Source organism: Pseudomonas sp. Lb2C2 (assembly GCF_052112205.1).
Taxonomy (GTDB): domain Bacteria; phylum Pseudomonadota; class Gammaproteobacteria; order Pseudomonadales; family Pseudomonadaceae; genus Aquipseudomonas; species Aquipseudomonas kilonensis.
Map to the genome: position 1 here is coordinate 266,535 of NZ_JAUTYW010000003.1, position 13,508 is coordinate 280,042.

Below are 13,508 nucleotides of genomic sequence, written 5' to 3' on the forward strand. Positions count from 1 at the left end.
TTGTCCCGGGCCTGAACCGAAGCCTGTGGACGGCGTCTAACGGCCACTTGTCCTCTGGAGTTTATGCAATGAATGTTCGTCTGCTGGGTGTGGCCTTGGCAATTGGCTTGGCGGTTCCGATGGCCGCTCAGGCGCAGATGCTTCAGCCGGGTTTGTGGGAACTGACCACCAGCAACATGAAGGTCGATAACCAGAACTTGCCGGACCTGCAATTGATCCTCGGCCAGTTGCAAACCCAGATGACCCCGGAGCAACGGGCGATGCTGGAAAAGCAGGGCATCACCATGGGCGGTAAAGGCATTCGCGTCTGCCTGACCCCGGCGCAGGTGCAAACCAATGACATTCCGTTGCAAGACCCGCAATCGGGTTGCAAGCAGCAGATCACCGAGCGCACCGGCAATCAGTGGAAGTTTCGCTTCAGTTGCCCGAAAGCCCAGGGTAATGGCGTTGCGACGTTCCAGAGCGATCGTGAATTCACCACCAAGGTCAACGGCACGTTCAATGCCACCGGCATCCAGCAGAACGGCAGCCTCGACACGCGCGCGGTGTGGCTGGGGCAGGATTGCGGGACGGTCAAGCCGAGGGCTTGAAGCGGGTATGAAGTAATCGTTTGGAGAATCTGTGGGAGCAAAGCTTGCTCGCGATGCGGGCAACTTGGTCAATCGCCAAGCGCGTTATCGTTCATCGCGGGCAAGCCTTGCTCCCACAAGTGCTCTATCAGGGCAAGCCTTGCCACAAGTGCTGGATCAAGGCCGACTCAGCGCCTCATACAACGTATTGAGGTTGTATTCGAAAAGACCAGTAAAGGTGCTGGCCTGTCCGCTGGCCGCGAGTGCATCGGAGTACAGCGTGCCGCCGATGTGAGCGCCGCTCTCGTCGGCGATCTGCTTGAGCAGGCGCGCATCCTTGATGTTTTCCATGAACACCGCTTTGACCTTCGCCTGACGGATCTGGGTAATCAGCGCCGCGACTTCTGCCGCCGACGGCTCACGCTCTGTGGATAAACCCTGGGGTGCCATGAACTCGATGCCATAGGCCTGGCCCAGGTAACCGAATGCATCGTGGGACGTTACGATCTTGCGATTGCCTGGTGGCAACGCACCGAGTTTGGCCTTGGCTTCGGCGAGCAGGGCATAGATTTTCTTCAGGTACGCCTGGCTGTTGCGTTCGTAGTCGGCCTTGTTGGCCGGGTCGGCAGCTTCCAATGCCTTGGTGATGTTGCTGACATACAGCTCGGCGTTCGCCAGGTTGTGCCAGGCGTGCGGGTCGGGGATGGTCTCGCCATCCTCATCCAGTGAACGCGGGATGACGCCGCGACTGGCGCTGATCACCGGGGCAGTGGTTTCAGTGCTGGTCACCAGGCGATCCAACCATGGCTCGAAGCCCAGTCCATTCTTGATGATCAGCTTTGCCTTGAGCAATGCCTTGGCGTCGTCTGGCGTGGGTTCGTAGGTGTGTGCGTCGGCGTCCGGCCCGACCATGTTGGTGATTTGGATATGCTCACCGCCGACCTGTCGGGTCATGTCGGCGAGGATGCTGAAGCTGGTCACCACCTGGAGTTTTTCAGCGGCGGACAGGGACATGGACAGCATCAGACTGATTAGCACGAGCAGAACGCGCATCGGGAAACACCTCATTGGGATGTGAGCAAAGGCGGGCGGCGCAGCAAGCCGTGCACCGGACCGAATACCACCGACAGCAGGTACAACGCGCCCGCCACCAGCACGATGGACGGCCCGCTGGGCAGTGAGTAATAGAAGGACAACAACAGACCAAGCCACACCGAGAGGCAACCGAGCAGCGCCGCGATCAGCATCAGCAGTGGCAGGCGACGGCTCCAGAATCGTGACGCGGCGGCTGGCAGCATCATCAGGCCGACCACCATCAGCGCACCGATGGCCTGGAAGCCGATCACCAGGTTCAACACCACCAGGGTCAGGAATACGCCATGGGCCAGCGGGCCAAGACGACTGACGGTTTGCAGGAACAGTGGGTCCAGGGTATCGAGCAGCAAGGGTCGGTAAATCAATGCCATCGCCAACAGGCTGGCACCGGACACCCAGAGCATGCCGGTGAGCGTCGGGCCGTCCACCGCCAAGGCTGAGCCGAATAGCAGGTGTAGCAAGTCCAGGCGTTTACCGGCCATGCCGAGTATCAATACGCCGGCCGCCAGGGAAATGGGATAAATCGCGGCGAGGCTGGCGTCTTCCCTTAGACCGGTTCGCCGAGTAATCCAGGCGGCGAGCCCGGCCATGCTCAGGCCCGCGCCCAGGCCGCCAATGGTCAAGGCGGGCAGGCTCAACCCGGCAAACCAGAAACCGAGGGCGGCGCCAGGCAAAATGCCGTGCGCTACGGCGTCACCAATCAGGCTCATGCGCCGAAGAATCAGGAACACGCCCAACGGCGCCGTGCTGCACGCCAGCACCAGGCCGCCAAGCAAGGCCCTGCGCATGAAGACAAACTCTTGAAACGGTTGCCAGAGATGAGTGGCAGCAAGCATCAGGCCACCCACGTGTGGGGTTGTTGAGCGATCAAGTCGACACTAGGGCCCAGCACGCAGCCGTTGTTGCTGATCAGCAGTGTATGGGGGATGTGTTGGCGGACCGCTGCCAGATCATGGCACACCACCACGACGGTTCGGCCCAGGGCATGCCAGTGATGGAGGTGTTTCCACAGCAGCGCCTGGCCCTGTTCGTCGAGGGCGGCGTGGGGTTCGTCGAGCAACAGCAGTGGCGCTTCGGCCAGGCTCAGGCGAGCGAGCAGGGCACGTTGCAACTCGCCTCCAGACAGCGCCATTAGCGGACGATGTTCGAGTCCGGTCAACGCCCAGTCGGCCAGTACGGTCTGGAGCAACTGCCTGCGCATGGCTGGCGTGTGTCGATTACCCCACGAACCGGCGACCACCAACTCTTGCAAACTGATGGGGAATTGCCGATCCAGATGTTGCTGCTGAGGCATGAACGAAACTCCACCACGGCGTGGAACATCCAAGGTGACTTTGCCGGAGAGCGGTTTTTGCAGCCCCGCGAGCACTTTCAACAGGCTGCTTTTTCCCGAGCCGTTGGCACCGATAATGGCGGTGAGACTGCCGGCCGGTCGCTGCATCGCGAGCGGCGGCGTGAGGGGTTGCCCGGGGGCGCCCCAGCGCAGCGCTTGGCAGTTGATCATGATGCGTCCCGGGTCCAGCGGCTTTGCGCCACGGCGTCATGGGCGTGCAGGCTTTCGGCGTGAACGACGCGTACATTCAGGGCAGCGATGTCGGGTAACCGCCTCAGGGCCGTGCTTAATCTTCGCGCGGCGTCTTCGCAGAACATCAGGTTTTGGCCGTTGGCTAGGGCGAAGGCCTGTTCGTCGGCGCGCTTGACGGCGGTCTGCACAGCGGTGCCGAGGGCTGCTTCGGCTTCGTTGATGAAAGACTGCAGCGGCAAATCGTCGGCATCGGCGTTCAGACGGAGGGTCAGGGTCGCCGTACTGCGTTGGCTATGAGGGGTGGCGACGATGCCGTTTGACGAACCTAGCCAGGCCAGGATCTCGGCGTGCTCAAGTTTTTGGTTAGCGAAGTCGTCGACGAATTGCTGTTGGATCAATTGCCGGGCAAGTGCGGCCGAACAAGGGCAGGTGGAGGAATAGGGAATCTGAATGCTCAGTTCCACGTGGAACATTGCGTTTTTCAAGTGGGCTTCGATGCTCACCGGATAGCGTTTCCAACCCTCCAGTGGGCTGATCAACGCCGGACGTTTGAGCAACAGATCGGCATGCACACTGAGCGATGCGGTATGGGACAAACCTTCATGGCTATCGAGAAATTGCTGCAGGATTCGGCGCAATAACGCTGGCGAAAGCGTCGTCTCTTCGAGCAGCTCCAGCGCCAGGTACAAGCGTGACATGTGAATGCCGCGCGCCTCACCGTCATCAAGGCTGACACCCGCGTCGGCCATTGCACTGAGACGCTGGCCGTCGATCAACACCGGTGTTGCGATGCCACACATACCCACCCAATCAAGGGGCAGGGTTTGACGTGAAGCCTGCGCAGCGATGTCGGGCAGGGTTAACGCGTTCATGGTCAAGGTCCATCGAATGTTCAAAATTAGATGTTATAGTATAACATCTAATTTAAAGAAACCTTTTCCATGAAAGGAGTTTCATTTCCCCAAACGTGCACGTTCCACGTGAAACATCAGCGCGATGAATCCTGGCAACCGTTCATGCGCCCGCATACAAATGCGCCCCCACTACCACCGGAGCTCGAGAAACGATTAAGGGTCGTCCAGCCCACTCGCCGGCTGTATCCGACCCAACTTTCTCCATCCGATGCCAAGCCAGTAAAGAAGGTGAGCTGACCGTAACGGCTGTTTGTTTGCGCCCAATAACGACGACTGGCCGCTTCAAAACCTCGTAAATAAATGGTGTTTCCAGCCGTCGCGACGCTATAGGCATTGCCTTGGCTATCCACGCACGCCAGTAAATTCGCACTGCGGGTGCAGTTCGCCAGGAGTGGACTTTGGGCCGCAGCGCCTAGCGCCCACAGCAACAGCGGGCCCGCAAAAATAAACTTCAGACGATTGCGCATGGATTGCTCTCAGACCAATGAGGACAGGCGGGGCTGGTTGAATGGCGCTGTTATACTATAACATAAAAACAACCGGATCCTGAACCACGCCAAACCCTGGAAACGAGCCGTAGTCGAAGCGGCCGCCCGATGAGGATATACCTGATGCCCAATCGTCTTCCCGTAACCGTCCTTTCCGGATTTCTCGGTGCTGGCAAAAGCACGCTGCTCAACCACGTTTTGCGTAATCGCGACAATCTACGGGTCGCGGTGATCGTCAATGATATGAGCGAGATCAACATCGATGGCAGCGAAGTCCAGCGAGATGTCACCCTGAGTCGTTCCGAAGAAAAACTGGTGGAAATGAGCAACGGCTGCATCTGCTGCACGTTGCGCGAGGACTTGCTCGAAGAAGTTGGGCAACTCGCCAGGGAAGGGCGTTTCGATTACCTGCTGATCGAGTCCACAGGTATTTCCGAACCGTTGCCGGTGGCAGAAACCTTCACATTTCGTGATGAAGAAGGCCGAAGCCTGGCCGATGTTGCGCGGCTCGACACCATGGTGACGGTGGTCGATGGGGTGAATTTCCTGCTGGATTACCAAGCCGCTGAAAGCCTTGCTTCACGGGGTGAAACCCTGGGTGAGGACGATGAACGCTCGATCACCGACCTGCTGATCGAACAGATCGAGTTTGCCGACGTGATTCTGATCAGCAAGATCGACCTGATCAGCCAGCATGAACGGGAAGAGTTGACCGTGATTCTGCAGCGTCTCAACGCCCAGGCACAGATCATCCCCATGGTCATGGGGCAGGTGCCGCTGGGCAGAATCCTCGACACAGGCCTTTTCGACTTCGAACGCGCCGCCCAGGCCCCTGGCTGGCTGCAGGAGCTGCGTGGCGAGCACGTGCCAGAAACCGAGGAATATGGCATCGCCTCGACCGCCTATCGGGCACGCCGACCGTTTCATCCCGAGCGCTTTTTCAGTTTCATCGACCGTCCATGGCCTAACGGCAAACTCCTGCGCTCCAAGGGGTTCTTCTGGCTGGCCAGCAAACCTGAGGAGGCGGGCAGTTGGTCCCAGGCCGGGGGCTTGATGCGGCATGGTTTTGCCGGGCGCTGGTGGCGGTTCGTGCCGAAAAACCAATGGCCGCAGGATGAAGAGAGCACAGCGGCGATCATGAAGAACTGGCTCGCTGCCACAGGCGATTGCCGTCAGGAGCTGGTCTTCATTGGTCAGGACATCAACTTCAGCCAGCTCACCGCTGAATTGGACGCTTGCTTGCTCACAGACGCGGAAATGGCCTTAGGCGCCGAAAATTGGCGCTTGTTACCCGATCCGTTCGGTCCATGGCATGAAGAGGTGGCAGCGTGATGCTGGCGCCCAGTTTGAAAAGGGCGGTGCCGGTACGGCAGGCCCAAGGTGACACGCCAGGGGTATTCACGCAGATCCTGGACGACGGCACCAACCTGGCGGTCTGGCAGCGTCAGCTTCCTGCACACATCAGCGATTTTGCGGCCATGGTGCTGGCGATGGACCAGTCGCTGGCCGAATCACGCGTGCTCGAGTTGCCGGAGGAAGACACGCAGCCGGCGTTGCAGGGCCTGGCTGCAGGTTTCAGCGACCTGAAAGGCTATGAAGGCTTTATCGCCGATGTCTCCTGGCTGGTCAGTGCATTTGCCTGCCTATTGGGTGCCCAATGTGTCGGCCTGCGCCTGCGCACGCTGGACAAGGCGATGTGTCCGCGCTTTCACGTTGACCACGTGCCGGTGCGGCTGCTGACCACCTATGCGGGCGTCGGCAGCCAGTGGCTTGAGGAAGGTGCCATGGACCGTCGACGACTTGCCGAGCCTGAGGCTGAGCCCAGTGATCCGCACGTGATCCAGCAGTTTCGTTGCGGTGATGTGGGTTTGCTTAAAGGCGAAAAATGGCAAGGCAACGAAGGCCTTGGCCTGATCCATCGATCACCGGAGCTCGCGCCGGGAGAGCGTCGATTGATTCTCACGCTGGATTGGCTGGCTTAAGGCTTGAGCCAGGTGCCTTGGCTCTGCCCTTCGCAAAAGGGCTGCAGATAAGCGGCATCGGTCGCCACGCCGTAATAGTGAATATCCTGGCGGTAAGGCATATTGGCGATCTGGGCGTTGCTGCAAACGCCAAACGCGCCGCCGGGGCATTGATCGACGTATTGCACCTCGACCTTCTGGCCGGCAAGGTTTGGCTGGCAGAAACCATCGGCAAACAGCTTCTGCGGGATGTTGCGGTTCTGCTGGCAGACTTTCACGTCCAGCCGCTCCGCCTGGCTGTGGACCACGCAAGCCTGGGCCAATGCCTGGTTCGAAGTCAGTGCCAGTAACAACCAGCCGATCATTCGCATATTCACCTCCATCGAAAGCCGTCGATTATGTTGCAGCACATTCCCACCCATGTCATCGCCGGTCCCTTGGGCGCCGGCAAGACCAGCCTGATCAGGCATCTGCTGGCGCAGCGCCCGGCCAATGAGCGCTGGGCGGTGCTGATCAATGAGTTCGGCCAGATCGGCCTGGATGCCGCGTTGCTGACCCAGGCGGGCGATGGTATCGCACTGGGCGAAGTGGCCGGTGGCTGCTTGTGCTGCGTCAACGGCGCGCCGTTTCAGATCGGTCTTGGGCGTTTGCTACGCAAGGCCCGGCCAGATCGGCTGTTCATCGAACCCTCGGGCCTGGGTCATCCGGCACAGTTGCTGCGACAGTTGAGCGAAGCGCCATGGCTCGGCGTGCTGACGGTGCAACCCTGTGTGCTGGTGTTGGATGCCCGGGCGATGGCGGACGGCAAGCCCTTGCCCGACGCGCAGCAACAAACCCTGGCGGATGCCGGACTGCTGGTGCTGAACAAGTCCGAGACCCTCACACAAGCCGATCGCGAACGGCTGACGGCGCAACTGCCAGGACGTACGTTGTACTGGACGCAACAGGCTGCGCTGCCGATTGATCGATTGCCAGGCCTTGCGGCTCGGGGCAGCGGAGCTGTGGATAACTTGATCTTGCCCAAGAGCCTGAGCCAGATACCGGCCATTTGGTCCGACCCAACGCTGCCGATCTGCTTGTATCAGCAGCAGGAAGGTGGCTGGAGTATTGGTTGGCGCTGGCACCCTAGCCAGCAATTCGACGCAGCGGCATTGACGCGATGGCTACAAGGCCAAGACTGGAAACGGGCGAAGATGGTTATCCACAGCGTTGACGGTTGGCTTTCAACCAATGCGCTGGAGGGGGCGGCGCTGGGTTGGCAAGCCAGTGAGTGGCGCCAGGATTCTCGGATCGAGCTGATTTTCGATCGGGCGCAAGACGTTGATGGTCTGCAAGCCGGGCTGGCGAATTGTCAGTGTCGCTGAGTCAGCCGTGTTTCATGGCTTCCATTTGTTGTGTTCCTGGCGCCATTGGCTCAACTCGATGACTTCAGCCCTGGGCCTGGCCTGGACCGGTTCAATCGGCGTTGGCGGTGTTTCTTCGAAGGGCATCGGGTAGGGCGCCAGCTCTATTTGTGCGCTGTGGGCACCAAACTGGGTGATGGTGCCCGAATGGCGGCTTTCGCCGGTGACGGTGAACTCGAAGGTGTAGACGCGAGCCAGCCGTCGTCGTCCGCTGGCGTCTTTCACGAAACCGATCTTTTTCAGCGCCACGTTGCCGTCCAGCAGCTCGATCTTGAGGTTGGCGCAATGCTGCACGACCCTCGCCAACGCCCGTTCGCGCAAGCCATGGTTGTGCCACAGCCAGGCGCCGCCGGTAGCCAGCAACATCAGCACGAAAATGTTTCCAAGGGTCAGCATGAACGAAGTGCTCCAACAAGTTGCTGCCAGCTTAACTGTCTCGCCGGTCTGTCGTATAGGCTGCGTTTAGTCGCATACTGCGCGGCTTGAATTTCAATCGTTTTACGGAAATTTCCCGCATGAAACGTACGCCTCATCTGCTTGCCATTCAGTCCCACGTGGTGTTCGGACACGCCGGCAATAGCGCCGCAGTGTTTCCGATGCAGCGGGTTGGCGTGAACGTTTGGCCGCTCAACACCGTGCAGTTTTCCAATCACACCCAGTACGGCCAATGGGCCGGTGAAGTGCTGGCCCCAGAGCAGATACCGGCATTGGTAGAAGGCATTGCGGCCATCGGTGAGCTGGGCCATTGCGATGCGGTGTTGTCCGGTTACCTGGGCAGCGCGGCTCAGGGGCGGGCGATTCTGACGGGCGTGGCGCGGATCAAGGCCGCCAATCCGAAGGCGCTGTACCTGTGTGACCCGGTTATGGGGCATCCAGAGAAGGGCTGTATCGTGGCGCCCGAGGTGAGCGAGTTTCTCCTGGAAGAAGCTGCTGCCGTGGCGGACCTCATGTGCCCGAACCAACTGGAGCTGGACAGTTTTTCAGGGCGCAAGGCGCAATCGTTGCTCGATTGCCTGGCCATGGCCAGGGCATTGCTGGCCCGTGGCCCGAAGGCAGTGCTGGTCAAGCACCTGGCCTACCCTGGCAAGCCGGATGACAGCTTCGAAATGCTGTTGGTGACCGCCGAGGGCAGTTGGCACCTGCGCCGTCCGCTGTTGGCTTTCCCGCGTCAGCCGGTGGGCGTGGGTGACCTGACGTCAGGGTTGTTCCTGGCGCGGATACTGTTGGGGGACAGTCTGGTGGCGGCGCTCGAGTTCACTGCCGCAGCGGTGCATGAAGTGCTGCTGGAAACCCAGGCCTGCACAAGCTATGAGCTGGAACTGGTCCGCGCCCAGGACCGGATCGCCCATCCACGGGTGCGGTTCGAGGCTGTGCCGATCAGTCTCTGATCGCACCCGGGGAAATGCTGCAAATCCCTGTGGGAGCGAGCTTGCTCGCGATGGCGGTCTAACAGTCGACATTGATGTTGAATGTAATGGCCTCATCGCGAGCAAGCTCCCCACAATTGATTTTCGGCGGTCGCTTAGGGCCCGTCTGCCTTGATGTCCTGATAACGCTTTTCCAGTTCCTGGCGAATCTGCCGGCGTTGCTGGGCTTGTTCGTAGCGGCGTTTTTCTTCGCTGTTGTGTGGCTGCAAGGGCGGCACGGCTGCGGGTTTACGCAGGTCATCCACCGCAACCATGGTGAAGAAGCAACTGTTGGTGTGGCGCACCGAGCGTTCGCGAATATTTTCGGTCACGACTTTGATGCCCACTTCCATCGACGTGTTGCCGGTGTAGTTCACCGAGGCCAGGAAGGTCACCAGTTCGCCGACATGAATCGGCTCACGGAAAATGACCTGGTCAACCGACAGGGTCACCACGTAGCGCCCGGCGTAGCGGCTGGCGCAGGCGTAGGCGACTTCGTCGAGGTATTTGAGCAAGGTGCCGCCATGGACATTGCCAGAGAAGTTGGCCATATCGGGGGTCATCAACACCGTCATCGACAGCTGGGCGTTTCCGGGTTCCATAACGTACTCACGGTTCAAGGCAGCAATGTTGGAGTGCACCTCTGCGGGTGCTGGTGAGTGGCCTGCAAACAGGTCACCAGGTTTTTAAAACCACCGATATCGGGACGCTGCGCCTGTGGTTGCCGTCACGCGCCGATGGATCTGTTTCCATATATTGCACCGTCTTTTTGTCGGAAGTCGCGGTGTTACCCTTCAAAAGCCCGTTGTGAGGGCAATTCCTACAGAGGAAATGGATTTCTCCAGCTCTGCGATGAGTCATTTGAACAGGGAGCCCCGACATGCATGCCATCAGTTTCATTCAAGACTTGGCAATCATCATGATGGCAGCGGGGCTGGTGACCGTGCTCTTTCATCGTTTCAAGCAACCGGTGGTATTGGGCTACATCGTGGCCGGCTTCATCATCGGCCCGCATACGCCGCCGTTCGGTTTTATCCACGACGAAGACACGATCAAGACCCTGGCCGAGCTTGGGGTGATCTTCCTGATGTTTTGCCTGGGTCTGGAGTTCAGCCTGCGCAAACTGTTCAAGGTCGGGGCCACGGCGTTCATCGCGGCGTTCCTCGAAATTGTGCTGATGATCTGGATCGGCTATGAAATCGGCCGCTGGTTCGAGTGGAGCACCATGGACTCGCTGTTCCTCGGCGCGATCCTGGCCATTTCCTCCACCACCATCATCGTCAAGGCCCTCAATGACCTGAAGATGAAGAACGAGCGCTTCGCACAGCTGATTTTCGGGGTGTTGATCGTCGAGGACATCCTCGGTATTGGCATCATCGCCCTGCTGTCGAGCATTGCCGTCGGCGGCACCGTGAGCTCCGGCGAGGTGTTTTCCACGGTGGGCAAGTTGTCGTTGTTCATGATCGTCGCGTTGGTCATCGGCATTCTGCTGGTGCCGAGGGTGCTGGCCTACGTGGCGAAGTTCGACAGCAACGAAATGCTCCTGATTACCGTATTGGGCCTGTGTTTCGGCTTCTGCCTGCTGGTGGTGAAGCTGGAATACAGCATGGTGCTCGGGGCGTTCCTGATCGGTGCGATCATGGCCGAGTCCCGGCAACTGCTGAAAATCGAGCGGCTGGTGGAACCGGTGCGCGATCTGTTCAGCGCGATTTTTTTCGTCGCCATCGGGCTGATGCTCGATCCGGCGATATTGCTGCAGTACGCCTGGCCGATTGCGGTGATCACGGGTGCAGTGGTGCTCGGCAAGATGTTGTCCTGCGGCCTCGGTGCCTTTATCGCTGGCAACGACGGACGCACCTCGCTGCGCGTTGGGATGGGCCTTTCGCAGATCGGCGAATTCTCCTTCATCATCGCGTCGCTGGGGATGACCCTGCAGGTCACCAGCGATTTCCTCTATCCAGTCGCGGTCGCCGTCTCGGTGTTGACCACACTGTTGACGCCGTACCTGATCCGGGCCGCCGATCCGCTGTCCGTCAAGTTGGCGACGCTCATGCCGCAACGGCTGACGCGGGTGCTGGGGATGTATGGCGAATGGCTGCGCAGTATCCAGCCCCACGGCGAAGGGGCGATGGTGGCGTCGATGATCCGGCGGATTCTGTTGCAGGTGGGGGTCAATCTGGCGCTGGTCATTGCGATTTTTGTCTCGGGCGGTTTTTTCGCCGAGCGGATGTCGGCTTACTTGCAAGCGTGGATCAGCGACCCGAGCTGGCAGAAAGCCTTGATTTGGGGCGGGGCGTTGTTGCTGTCGCTACCGTTCCTGATCGCCGCCTATCGCAAGCTCAAGGCGCTGTCGATGCTGTTGGCGGAGATGGGCGTGAAGCCGGAGATGGCAGGCCGCCACACCCAGCGCGTGCGTCGGGTGATCGCCGAAGTGATCCCGATTCTCTCGCTGCTGGTGATTTTCCTGCTATTGGCGGCCTTGTCGGCCAGCATCCTGCCGACCAACAAGTTGCTCGTACTGATCGCCGTGGTAGCGACTGCCGTGGCGGCATTGCTCTGGCGCTGGTTCATCCGCCTGCATACGCGCATGCAGGTGGCCTTGCTTGAAACCCTGGACAACCACAAGGAATCGTCCGGGCATTGACCGGCCGTGGGGCTCAGCTTTCCAGCCAGACGTCCCGCGCCCAGTGCCAGACCGATTCCCAGGTTTCTTCGGCGATCAGTTCTTCTTCGGCCTGCCACAGCACCACAGTGCCGTCTTCTTCGACGCAATAATAATCGTCGCCGTCCTGGCAGATCGGGATCAGGCTGCGGTCGACACCGGCATCCCAGGCATTGGCGGCCACATCCGGCAGGTAGGTGTGGGATTGTGGATCGGTGACGGTCACCGGCTCCAGGCTGCCATAGACGACATCGCTGACGGTCAGCAAAAACTCCCTGAAGACGAATGGGATATCGATGAACAGCTGCTCTTCGATTTCTACCAGCAAGTCTTCGTCGGGCAACTCCAGCGGGACCGGTACGGGCTCGTTGGCTTCACGCAATTGTTCGATGATTTCTTCCACGTCCGGGGATCCTCTTTCTCGATGGCGCGGTTTTATATGGAGCGGTTTATACAGTAGCTCGCTATAGATGCAACTGCGAAATAGAAAACCCCGGCCTGAGCCGGGGTTCTTTTATTTCAACATGCAAAACGGGCAAAGGTTCAACCGTTCTGGCGGATACCGGCCACCAGCCAAGGCTGGTCATCGCCCTGGGCACGTTCCATGTTCCAGCTTTCGCTGAACGCTTCGCCCTTGTCGAAGCGAGAATCCTTCGACACACCGCTGAAGGTCAGGGTGGCGATGGTCTTGTCGGCGCGATCGTCGACGCCGTCCAGTTGCACGTGCAGATTGTCGATGTAGGTGGACTGGAAGCCATCGCCCAGTTCGGCCCGCTCGCGCTTGAGGAACTCCAGCAGTTGCGGGGTTACGAACTCGGAGATCTTGTCCATTTCGTTCGCATCCCAATGTTGCTGCAGGGACATGAAATGGTTGCGCGCGGCTTCGACGAAGCGGCCTTCGTTGAACCAGGCTGGCGCATTGATGACCGGACGGACGGCGGCAGGCGCTGCCGAACCGCCGAAGATCGAGCCACCGGCCGGTTGCTGGTTCAACTCTTCCCGTTGCATCGGCGCGTGGCCGGCCGGAGCCAATTGCTCCTGCTGCTTGCGACGACGGGCGGCAATGAAGCGGAAGGCCAGGAAGGCGATGACCGCCATGATCAGGATGTCGAAGATCTGCATGCCCTGGAAGCCGTCGCCCATGAACATGGAGGCGAGCAGGCCACCGGCGGCGATGCCGGCCAGGGGGCCGAGCCAGCGCGAAGCACCGCTGGCCTTCGTGGCAGCGCCAGCAGCACCGGCCGCGCCCGCGGTGGCGGCAGTGGAACCGGCTGCAGAGGACGGCGCCATCTGGCTGGTCTGGTGAGTCGGGGCCGCGCCCGAACTTTTACCACCGCCAAAGCGTTTGGCGGCATTGGCGTCGATTGCCATCGTCAGGCCGATGCACAGCGCCATGGCGATGCTAAGAAAACGTTTCATATAAAGGCATTCCCATTTGTGGATAGCACGCGCGCCATGTTGCACAGCTGAACTGTTGCTGGCTAG

At 59.9% G+C, this 13,508-nt stretch carries 16 protein-coding genes; 6 read left to right on the forward strand and 10 right to left on the reverse strand.

Annotated elements, in window-relative coordinates:
• The first annotated feature begins 68 nt into the window (after window positions 1-68).
• Complete coding sequence (locus Q7F16_RS09525) at window positions 69-590, forward strand: DUF3617 domain-containing protein (RefSeq protein ID WP_046063338.1); 522 nt, start codon at window positions 69-71, stop codon at window positions 588-590.
• A 156-nt stretch (window positions 591-746) separates the two neighbouring features.
• Here the strand turns inward: Q7F16_RS09525 and Q7F16_RS09530 are convergent, their stop codons facing one another.
• The 5 genes from Q7F16_RS09530 to Q7F16_RS09550 form a co-directional block, all read right to left on the reverse strand.
• Window positions 747-1,622 carry a metal ABC transporter substrate-binding protein gene (locus Q7F16_RS09530; RefSeq protein WP_046063337.1) on the reverse strand — a complete coding sequence of 292 codons (876 nt, stop codon included), beginning with the start codon at window positions 1,620-1,622 and terminating at the stop codon, window positions 747-749.
• A gap of 11 nt (window positions 1,623-1,633) precedes the next feature.
• Entirely contained in the window at window positions 1,634-2,500 is an 867-nt protein-coding gene (locus Q7F16_RS09535) for a metal ABC transporter permease (RefSeq protein ID WP_003207012.1), read from the reverse strand.
• Window positions 2,500-3,168, reverse strand: coding sequence for a metal ABC transporter ATP-binding protein (locus tag Q7F16_RS09540; RefSeq protein ID WP_046063336.1), 669 nt, complete (start codon window positions 3,166-3,168; stop codon window positions 2,500-2,502). Before Q7F16_RS09540 ends, Q7F16_RS09535 begins: the two co-directional genes overlap by 1 nt.
• Window positions 3,165-4,061, reverse strand: coding sequence for a GTP cyclohydrolase FolE2 (gene folE2 / locus Q7F16_RS09545; protein ID WP_046063335.1), 897 nt, complete (start codon window positions 4,059-4,061; stop codon window positions 3,165-3,167). Before folE2 ends, Q7F16_RS09540 begins: the two co-directional genes overlap by 4 nt.
• 116 nt (window positions 4,062-4,177) lie before the next feature.
• Window positions 4,178-4,570: a glutamine synthetase gene (locus Q7F16_RS09550; RefSeq protein ID WP_082097963.1), complete on the reverse strand. Its 393-nt coding sequence runs from the start codon at window positions 4,568-4,570 to the stop codon at window positions 4,178-4,180.
• A 144-nt stretch (window positions 4,571-4,714) separates the two neighbouring features.
• On the opposite strand from Q7F16_RS09550, the gene zigA reads away from it, so the two are divergent.
• Window positions 4,715-5,923: a zinc metallochaperone GTPase ZigA gene (gene zigA / locus Q7F16_RS09555; RefSeq protein WP_046063334.1), complete on the forward strand. Its 1,209-nt coding sequence runs from the start codon at window positions 4,715-4,717 to the stop codon at window positions 5,921-5,923.
• On the forward strand, window positions 5,923-6,573 hold the full coding sequence (locus tag Q7F16_RS09560) for a DUF1826 domain-containing protein (protein WP_409555700.1): 651 nt from the start codon (window positions 5,923-5,925) through the stop codon (window positions 6,571-6,573). The genes zigA and Q7F16_RS09560 overlap by 1 nt, the downstream gene beginning before the upstream one ends.
• Here the strand turns inward: Q7F16_RS09560 and Q7F16_RS09565 are convergent.
• Complete coding sequence (locus tag Q7F16_RS09565; protein WP_057449351.1) at window positions 6,570-6,923, reverse strand: hypothetical protein; 354 nt, start codon at window positions 6,921-6,923, stop codon at window positions 6,570-6,572. The genes Q7F16_RS09560 and Q7F16_RS09565 overlap by 4 nt on opposite strands.
• A gap of 27 nt (window positions 6,924-6,950) precedes the next feature.
• On the opposite strand from Q7F16_RS09565, the gene Q7F16_RS09570 reads away from it, so the two are divergent.
• Window positions 6,951-7,916 carry a CobW family GTP-binding protein gene (locus Q7F16_RS09570; protein ID WP_057449352.1) on the forward strand — a complete coding sequence of 322 codons (966 nt, stop codon included), beginning with the start codon at window positions 6,951-6,953 and terminating at the stop codon, window positions 7,914-7,916.
• A 12-nt stretch (window positions 7,917-7,928) separates the two neighbouring features.
• Here the strand turns inward: Q7F16_RS09570 and Q7F16_RS09575 are convergent, their stop codons facing one another.
• A complete protein-coding gene (locus Q7F16_RS09575; protein WP_046063331.1) occupies window positions 7,929-8,351 on the reverse strand; it encodes a DUF3301 domain-containing protein in 423 nt (140 codons plus the stop codon).
• Between the two features lie 119 nt (window positions 8,352-8,470).
• Here Q7F16_RS09575 and pdxY point away from each other — a divergent pair, with 119 nt between their 5' ends.
• On the forward strand, window positions 8,471-9,343 hold the full coding sequence (gene pdxY / locus Q7F16_RS09580; RefSeq protein WP_046063330.1) for a pyridoxal kinase PdxY: 873 nt from the start codon (window positions 8,471-8,473) through the stop codon (window positions 9,341-9,343).
• Between the two features lie 134 nt (window positions 9,344-9,477).
• On the opposite strand, the gene Q7F16_RS09585 is transcribed toward pdxY, so the two are convergent.
• Window positions 9,478-9,963, reverse strand: a complete 486-nt coding sequence (locus Q7F16_RS09585) for an acyl-CoA thioesterase (protein ID WP_014340939.1) — start codon at window positions 9,961-9,963, stop codon at window positions 9,478-9,480.
• Window positions 9,964-10,241: 278 nt separating this feature from the next.
• Here Q7F16_RS09585 and Q7F16_RS09590 point away from each other — a divergent pair, with 278 nt between their 5' ends.
• Window positions 10,242-12,005: a cation:proton antiporter gene (locus tag Q7F16_RS09590; protein ID WP_046063329.1), complete on the forward strand. Its 1,764-nt coding sequence runs from the start codon at window positions 10,242-10,244 to the stop codon at window positions 12,003-12,005.
• Between the two features lie 13 nt (window positions 12,006-12,018).
• On the opposite strand, the gene Q7F16_RS09595 is transcribed toward Q7F16_RS09590, so the two are convergent.
• Together Q7F16_RS09595 and Q7F16_RS09600 are read right to left on the reverse strand one after the other, a co-directional pair.
• Window positions 12,019-12,426 carry an SMI1/KNR4 family protein gene (locus tag Q7F16_RS09595; RefSeq protein WP_003187120.1) on the reverse strand — a complete coding sequence of 136 codons (408 nt, stop codon included), beginning with the start codon at window positions 12,424-12,426 and terminating at the stop codon, window positions 12,019-12,021.
• Window positions 12,427-12,566: 140 nt separating this feature from the next.
• Entirely contained in the window at window positions 12,567-13,442 is an 876-nt protein-coding gene (locus tag Q7F16_RS09600; protein WP_409555701.1) for a Tim44 domain-containing protein, read from the reverse strand.
• Between the last annotated feature and the right edge of the window lie 66 nt (window positions 13,443-13,508).

Coding starts and splice junctions, on each gene's coding strand:
- pdxY (WP_046063330.1), top strand. CDS start 8,471: ATGAAACGTACGCCTCATCTGCTTGCCATTCAGTCCCACGTGGTGTTC.
- Q7F16_RS09540 (WP_046063336.1), bottom strand. CDS start 3,168: ATGATCAACTGCCAAGCGCTGCGCTGGGGCGCCCCCGGGCAACCCCTC.
- Q7F16_RS09585 (WP_014340939.1), bottom strand. CDS start 9,963: ATGGAACCCGGAAACGCCCAGCTGTCGATGACGGTGTTGATGACCCCC.
- Q7F16_RS09535 (WP_003207012.1), bottom strand. CDS start 2,500: ATGCTTGCTGCCACTCATCTCTGGCAACCGTTTCAAGAGTTTGTCTTC.
- Q7F16_RS09575 (WP_046063331.1), bottom strand. CDS start 8,351: ATGCTGACCCTTGGAAACATTTTCGTGCTGATGTTGCTGGCTACCGGC.
- Q7F16_RS09530 (WP_046063337.1), bottom strand. CDS start 1,622: ATGCGCGTTCTGCTCGTGCTAATCAGTCTGATGCTGTCCATGTCCCTG.
- Q7F16_RS09560 (WP_409555700.1), top strand. CDS start 5,923: ATGCTGGCGCCCAGTTTGAAAAGGGCGGTGCCGGTACGGCAGGCCCAA.
- zigA (WP_046063334.1), top strand. CDS start 4,715: ATGCCCAATCGTCTTCCCGTAACCGTCCTTTCCGGATTTCTCGGTGCT.
- Q7F16_RS09525 (WP_046063338.1), top strand. CDS start 69: ATGAATGTTCGTCTGCTGGGTGTGGCCTTGGCAATTGGCTTGGCGGTT.
- Q7F16_RS09590 (WP_046063329.1), top strand. CDS start 10,242: ATGCATGCCATCAGTTTCATTCAAGACTTGGCAATCATCATGATGGCA.
- Q7F16_RS09565 (WP_057449351.1), bottom strand. CDS start 6,923: ATGCGAATGATCGGCTGGTTGTTACTGGCACTGACTTCGAACCAGGCA.
- Q7F16_RS09570 (WP_057449352.1), top strand. CDS start 6,951: ATGTTGCAGCACATTCCCACCCATGTCATCGCCGGTCCCTTGGGCGCC.
- folE2 (WP_046063335.1), bottom strand. CDS start 4,061: ATGAACGCGTTAACCCTGCCCGACATCGCTGCGCAGGCTTCACGTCAA.
- Q7F16_RS09600 (WP_409555701.1), bottom strand. CDS start 13,442: ATGAAACGTTTTCTTAGCATCGCCATGGCGCTGTGCATCGGCCTGACG.
- Q7F16_RS09550 (WP_082097963.1), bottom strand. CDS start 4,570: ATGCGCAATCGTCTGAAGTTTATTTTTGCGGGCCCGCTGTTGCTGTGG.